General features: G+C 56.7%; 6 protein-coding genes and 1 pseudogene. 1 reads left to right on the forward strand and 6 read right to left on the reverse strand.

The genetic code is table 11. The annotated features are described in order from the left end of the window. From NDI87_RS15890 to NDI87_RS15905, 4 genes and pseudogenes are all read right to left on the reverse strand, one after another. Positions 1 to 156 (reverse strand): annotated as a pseudogene (locus NDI87_RS15890) (acetaldehyde dehydrogenase (acetylating)); the annotation flags it as partial. 49 nt (positions 157 to 205) lie between these two features. After that, the gene (locus tag NDI87_RS15895) at positions 206 to 1,489 is read right to left on the reverse strand and encodes a TRAP transporter large permease (protein WP_296276448.1); all 1,284 of its coding nucleotides are present in this window, start codon (positions 1,487 to 1,489) and stop codon (positions 206 to 208) included. Continuing rightward, positions 1,486 to 1,968 (reverse strand): TRAP transporter small permease, encoded by a 483-nt coding sequence (locus tag NDI87_RS15900; protein WP_296276449.1) that lies wholly within the window; start codon positions 1,966 to 1,968, stop codon positions 1,486 to 1,488. Before NDI87_RS15900 ends, NDI87_RS15895 begins: the two co-directional genes overlap by 4 nt. An 81-nt stretch (positions 1,969 to 2,049) precedes the next feature. Beyond that, the gene (locus tag NDI87_RS15905) at positions 2,050 to 3,066 is read right to left on the reverse strand and encodes a TRAP transporter substrate-binding protein (RefSeq protein ID WP_296276450.1); all 1,017 of its coding nucleotides are present in this window, start codon (positions 3,064 to 3,066) and stop codon (positions 2,050 to 2,052) included. Positions 3,067 to 3,218: 152 nt separating this feature from the next. On the opposite strand from NDI87_RS15905, the gene NDI87_RS15910 reads away from it, so the two are divergent. Next, complete coding sequence (locus NDI87_RS15910; RefSeq protein ID WP_296276451.1) at positions 3,219 to 4,646, forward strand: FAD-binding oxidoreductase; 1,428 nt, start codon at positions 3,219 to 3,221, stop codon at positions 4,644 to 4,646. 48 nt (positions 4,647 to 4,694) lie between these two features. Here the strand turns inward: NDI87_RS15910 and NDI87_RS15915 are convergent, their stop codons facing one another. Both NDI87_RS15915 and NDI87_RS15920 read right to left on the reverse strand, forming a co-directional pair. Beyond that, entirely contained in the window at positions 4,695 to 5,471 is a 777-nt protein-coding gene (locus NDI87_RS15915) for an IclR family transcriptional regulator (RefSeq protein WP_296276452.1), read from the reverse strand. Positions 5,472 to 5,593: 122 nt separating this feature from the next. After that, positions 5,594 to 6,140, reverse strand: a 547-nt coding sequence (locus NDI87_RS15920) for an ATP-binding protein (RefSeq protein ID WP_296276453.1), incomplete at its 5' end; no start/stop codon positions are given.

Here is a 6,140-nt window from a genome sequence, read left to right on the forward strand (position 1 = left end):
GATGCCCATGTCGCGGGCGCGTTTCAAGCCGTCGGATTCGGGGTCGATGCCGACCATCCAGACCGGCTCCAAAACCAGGCTGCGTTGCAGCTTGGCCAGCAGGTCGGTGCCAATGTTGCCGGGGCCGATCAGGGCGCATTTGATTTTTTGAGACATGGTTGGTCCTGTGGATTAAATTGGTTAAGAGGATTTCAGTCGACTGGACTTAGAGGCCCATGAGTTCAGGCAGGAACAGCGACAGCGACGGCACGTAGGTCACCAGCATAAGAATGACGAACATCGCGATCAGGAAGGGAATGCTGCCCCTGGATACCGCTTCCAGCGTGGATCCGCCCACCCGTGCGCCCACGAACAGGTTCACCCCCACCGGTGGCGTCACCAGACCAATGGCCAAGTTGACAATCATCACGATGCCGAAGTGCACCGGATCCACGCCGACAGCCATCACCACGGGCAGCAGAATGGGCGTCAAAATGATGATGGCGGCCAGTGTTTCCATGAACATACCGACAAACAACAGCAACAGGTTGATCAGCAGCAAGATGAACATGGGGTTTTCAGTCAATTGCACGATGGATTCGGCAATCATGACCGGAATGCGCTCGATGGCCAGCACGCGCCCGAAGATGGTGGCGGTACCCACGATGATCATGACGGAGGCCGAGGTCAGCGCCGAACCGGCAATGATGCGGTACAAGTCCTTGAACTGGAGTTCCTTGTAGACGAAGACGCCAACGATGAAGCCGTAAATCACGCCCACGGCGGCGGCTTCGGTTGGTGTGAAAACGCCACCGTAAATGCCGCCCAGAATGATAACTGGCACCAGCAGCGCCCACTTGGCATCATTGACCGCTGCCATGATTTCCCTGCCCGAATATTTTTTGTGGTTGCCGCGGTAGTTGTTTTTTTTCGATTTGTAGTAGGCCACAGCAATCAGGGACAGGCCAATCAACAGGCCTGGAATCACGCCAGCCAAGAACATTTCGCTGATCGACACATTGGACGACGTGGCGTAGATCACCATCGGGATACTGGGTGGAATGATGATGCCCATGCACCCGGCTGAAGCCACCAGACCGATCGAGAAACCCTTGGGGTAACCGTCACGCGCCATGGCAGGCAACAAAATCGTGCCGACAGCAGCCACGGTGGCTGGACCCGAGCCGGAAATGGCCGCGAAGAACATGCAGGTCACCACGGCGATGATGGCCAGACCACCAGTGAAGCGGCCAAAAAGGACATTGCCAACATTGAGCAGGCGCTTGGATAACCCGCCATGGCCCATCAGGTCGCCCGCCAGAATAAAGAACGGCACCGCCATCAGGGGAAATGAGTCGATCGAGGTGACCAACCCTTGCGCGATGAAGCTGCTGCTCACCTTGCCGCTGTAAAACAATGCCCCGGTGGCAGCCAGTCCCAGGGAAATGGCAATCGGAACGCTGGTCAGCATCAAGACCAGAAAAAGCCCAAAAAGCAAAAGTGAAATCATTCTTGATCTCCCTTGCGAATCATTTGTACTTCTTCGACCATTTTTTGAAGGATCCGAAAGACCACCAGGCCAAAACCTACCGTGGGCGCCATGTAGACATAGCCCATGGGCAGTCCCAGTGCAGACGACTCCTGACCAAAGCTGAAGATTTTTGCGGTCAAGGCATAGCTCTCCTTCATGACCAACGCCGCAAAGACGATAAACATGAAATACGAGAACAGGTTCACATAGCGCCGGGTCGACGTTGGCAACATGTTCGTGATGGCATCAACACGGATGTGGGCGCCCACCTTGACGGCGTAACTCACGCCGATGTAAGTAGCCCAAATGAAACAATAGCGGGCCAGCTCTTCTGACCATGTCAGGGACTCCTGCACCACGTAGCGCATGATGATCTGAATGCCAATGAGCACGGACATGAGCGACAGCAGAAACACCAGAAGCACTTCTTCCAGATTTTTGTCGATGATTTTGAACATGTGATTTCCTTGTCCGGTCAAGCGTCGCGGCAAACCGCTTGCCGCGACGTATCTGGACAATTAAGAAGCGATGAAACGAAATTACTTCTTGTTGACTTCAGCCACGATCTTGTCAACGATTTCCGGACCCACTTTTTTCTTCACCTGGGTGTAGACCGGGCCCATTTTTTCGGAGAACTTCGCGAACTCTTGCGGCGTCAGGGTGGTGAAGGTCACCTTGGGCATGGCGGCTTCAGCCTTGGCATCGGCCTTCTGAGCCAGGTCACGCTGGTAAGTCTTGGCATTGTTGAAGGCGGTGGCAAAAATCTTCTTGTCTTCTTCGCTGAAGCGCTTGTACACAGCCGGGTTGATCAACACCACAAACGGTGAATAGACGTGGTTTGTTTTGGTGATGAATTTCTGAACTTCCTGGAACTTCATGTCGTAGAACAGGTTGATCGGGCCTTCCTGCGCGTCAAAAGTGCCTTGTTGCAGCGCGGTGAACAGTTCACCGAAAGCCAGCGGTGCGGGGTTGGAGCCAATGGCTTTCCAGGCGGCAATATGCACCTCGTTTTCCATGGTGCGCATCTTCATGCCTTTCAGGTCCTCAGGGGCCTTGATGACCTTCTTGCTGTTGGTCAACTGGCGGAAGCCGTTTTCCCAATAGCCCACACCCTGAATGCCGACCTTGCCCAGACTGCTGAGCAGACCCTGGCCGATTTCGCCGTCGAGCACGCGATAAACACCGGCGCGGTCCTTGAACATGAAAGGAATGTCCAGCGCAAAGAATTGCTTGTTGAAGTTGCCCAGCAAGGCGGAAGAGACAAACGCCATGTCGACGTTGCCCAACTGAATGCTTTCAACCAGTTCGCGTTCGCTGCCCAGTTGCGAATTCGGGAAGATCTCCATGCTGACGCGACCCTTGGTCTTGTCTTTGAGTTCCTTGCCCAGGAACTCCAGGGCCAGGTGGCCGGTGTTGGTGGCTGTTGCGGCATGGCCTACCTTGAGCACGATGTTTTCAGCAGCCATCGCCGGACTTGCGATGCCAAAAGAGAAAGCACAGAGGCCGAGCATCATGGCGACGCGGCGTGACAACTGTTGAGGTTTTTTAAAAATCATGTTGATTGACTCCTGGGTTATGAAATTGGCTAACGGTGAATCATGCTGGCTGATGATTTCAACCGCGGAATTTTAGTTGCTGGTCTAAAATTATGTCAACTATTAAAACCTTCTTTCAACATGTGCAAATTTAACACCAGAAAGCGGCATTTATGACCTCCCAACTGACGCCCTTCACCGACTCGACACCAACCGACTTCGCCGTCCCGGTGGTGGTTGCTCTCCAGCAGGAACTTGGGGCAACCGAAGTCCTCAGCGGCGACCAGATCAGTGCGAAATACCTGAAAGACTGGAGCGATGAACGCGGTGGCATTCCGCTGGCGCTGGTGCGACCACGCAACACGCAGCAAGTGGCACAGGTTTTACGCATCTGCCATGTCCATGGGCAAGCCGTGACGCCGCAAGGCGGGCTTACGGGCCTGGCCGGCGGTGCGGTTCCGAGCGAGGGCAGCGTGGTTTTGTCAATGGAACGCATGAGCGGCATTACCGCCATCGACACCGGCTCGGCCACCATGACGGTGCTGGCCGGCACGCCCCTGCAAGTCATCCAGGAAGCGGCGCAGCAAGCCGGATTTTTCTATGCGCTTGATCTGGGAGCGCGCGGCTCTTGCCAGATTGGCGGCAACCTCTCAACCAATGCCGGCGGCAATCGCGTGATCCGCTACGGCATGGCGCGGGAATTGGTGCTGGGTCTGGAAGTGGTGCTGGCCGATGGCACGGTGCTCTCCATGCTGAACCAGATGGTCAAGAACAATGCGGGCCCCGACCTGAAGCACTTGTTCATTGGCAGTGAAGGCACGCTGGGCGTCATTACCCAGGCCGTGCTGCGGCTGCACCCGGGGGTGTCTGGTGCCAACACGGCCCTGGTAGCCCTGACCGATTTCGATGCCGTGGTGCAATTCCTGCGCCATGCTCAGCAATCGCTCTCGGGTCAAGTCAGCGCTTTTGAAGTCATGTGGCCTGATTTTTACCGCGCCGCCATAGCAATGCCAGGCAGCCGGGCGCCACTGCCTGCACACCATCCGGTTTACGTGCTGCTGGACATGCAAGGTGCGACACCCGAGGCCGAGGCTGAACGTTTTCAGGCCATGCTGGAACAGGCCATGGAACAGGGCTGGGTGCTGGATGCCGCCATTGCGCAGTCACATGCCGAAACGCAAGACTTCTGGGCCTTGCGTGACTCGGTGTCCGAGATGCTGCAAGTCAACGCCCCAACCATCAACTTCGACTTGTCCGTGCCGATTTCCAAAATTGGCAACTGCGTAGAAAAACTCATGGCCGTCATGACGGCGCGTTTTGCACACTTGAAAGTCGTTTTCTTTGGCCATGTGGGAGATGGCAACATCCATGCGGTGGTCGGCCCCATTCCTCAAGACGGCACCACGGAACACCAGCTGGAAGAGGCGTTTTACGCCATTGTTCGCGACTTCTCCGGCTCCGTGTCGGCCGAGCACGGCATTGGCTTGCACAAGAAACAGTGGCTCGGCCATAGCCGCAGTCCGGCAGAAATGGCGCTGATGAAAGTCCTGAAAAACGCCATGGACCCGGGCAACATCCTGAATCCCGGAAAAATCCTGTGAGTCAGATACGCGACGGCCGCCTCATCCGAAAGTGCCGGCAGCCGGTCTTCATGCACGCATTCCCAGCTCGGCGCTGATTTGCGCAGCCACGTCCTTGACCACGGGGATCAAGGCATGCATGCGCTCGGCGCCCATGTACTCCAGGGTACTGGAGACACTAATGGCGGCCACAATCTTGCGGCTGCCATCACGCACGGGCGCAGCGACACAGCGAATGGCGTGCACGTCTTCGCCAAGGTCAAAGGAATAACCGCCCTGCGCATAGCCACGCAACAAGGTCAACCATTGCGCCAGCGTTATTTTTTCGCGCAACAAGGACGCATCGCGGTGATACAGCTCAGCCCATTCTTTTTCGCTCCAATCCAGTATCAGCGCCTTGCCCACGCCAGTCGAAATGAGCGGTTTGCGCCCACCGATGCGCGAGCTGATCTCCACTGAGCGCTGGCTGGAAATCTTGTCCAGATAGATCACTGAATCACCCTCGATGCGTGCCAGATGCACGGTGTCCAGCGTGTCGCGTGCAAGCTGATCCAGGAAAGGGTGCGAGATGCGCGTCAGCCCGGTTTGATGGAAAGCCATAAAGCCCAGTTCCAGGACTTTTCGGCCCAAGGAATAGCCCTTGCCGCCATCCGGCTTCAGATAATGGCGCTGCAGCAACACCGAGACGATCCGGTGCGCCGTGCCGTAAGTGATACCGGTTTTTTGTGCGATGCCGGAAATACTGAGCGGCCCATCGGCCACGGCTTCAACCACATCGAGGCCGCGCACCAAAGTCTGGCTGGTTAACGCCTTTTTGGTATTTTCTTTGTCTATGCTATTTGTCAAGCTGACACCTCCACGTCCTTGGCCGCACGAAAAACGGCAGGCGCTGTGATTTTATGTTGCCGCCAACAAATCAAAAAAATGAGGCAAGGCAGAATTAATTGGACTTTGACCCCCATTATTTTTCAGCGCGTGAGCGTCTCCACCGCCAGAATCGCGGCCTGCAGGCGCGCGTCATCCTGGCCGCCCACTTCGATATGGGGCACATGCATGGCTTGCAGCGCGTGTTGCACCCGGCTGTGGACGGTGGCGCGCACCGCTTCTGCTTCGCGCTGCAGGCCATCGGGCTGCCAGGGAATGTCCGGGCACAACAGCAGCGTCAGCGCATAACGCGCGTGCAGGACGTGGGCGCAGTCAAAAAGTGACCGGTCTGCAAAGTAATGGTCGCTGTAGACGGCGGTGAGCAGCGGCGCGCTGTCGCAAAACACATAGTCGCAGCCTGCTTGCCGGGCCTGTGCGGCCACCTGTTCTTCCTGCTCAAACTGGGTCCGCATGATGCCCGCCTGCTCGTCCATCCTGGGCGTGCGGCCATTCTGGTTACAAAATTCGCGCACATGCTCGGACACCCAGAGCCCGCCAAAATGCGCCGCCAGGGCTGGCGCCAAACTGCTTTTGCCGGTGCACTCGGCACCGATCAGGCAGATGAGCTGCGGGGCGAGCATCTCATCCATC

This window comes from Rhodoferax sp., from assembly GCF_023701345.1.
Taxonomy (GTDB): domain Bacteria; phylum Pseudomonadota; class Gammaproteobacteria; order Burkholderiales; family Burkholderiaceae_C; genus Rhodoferax.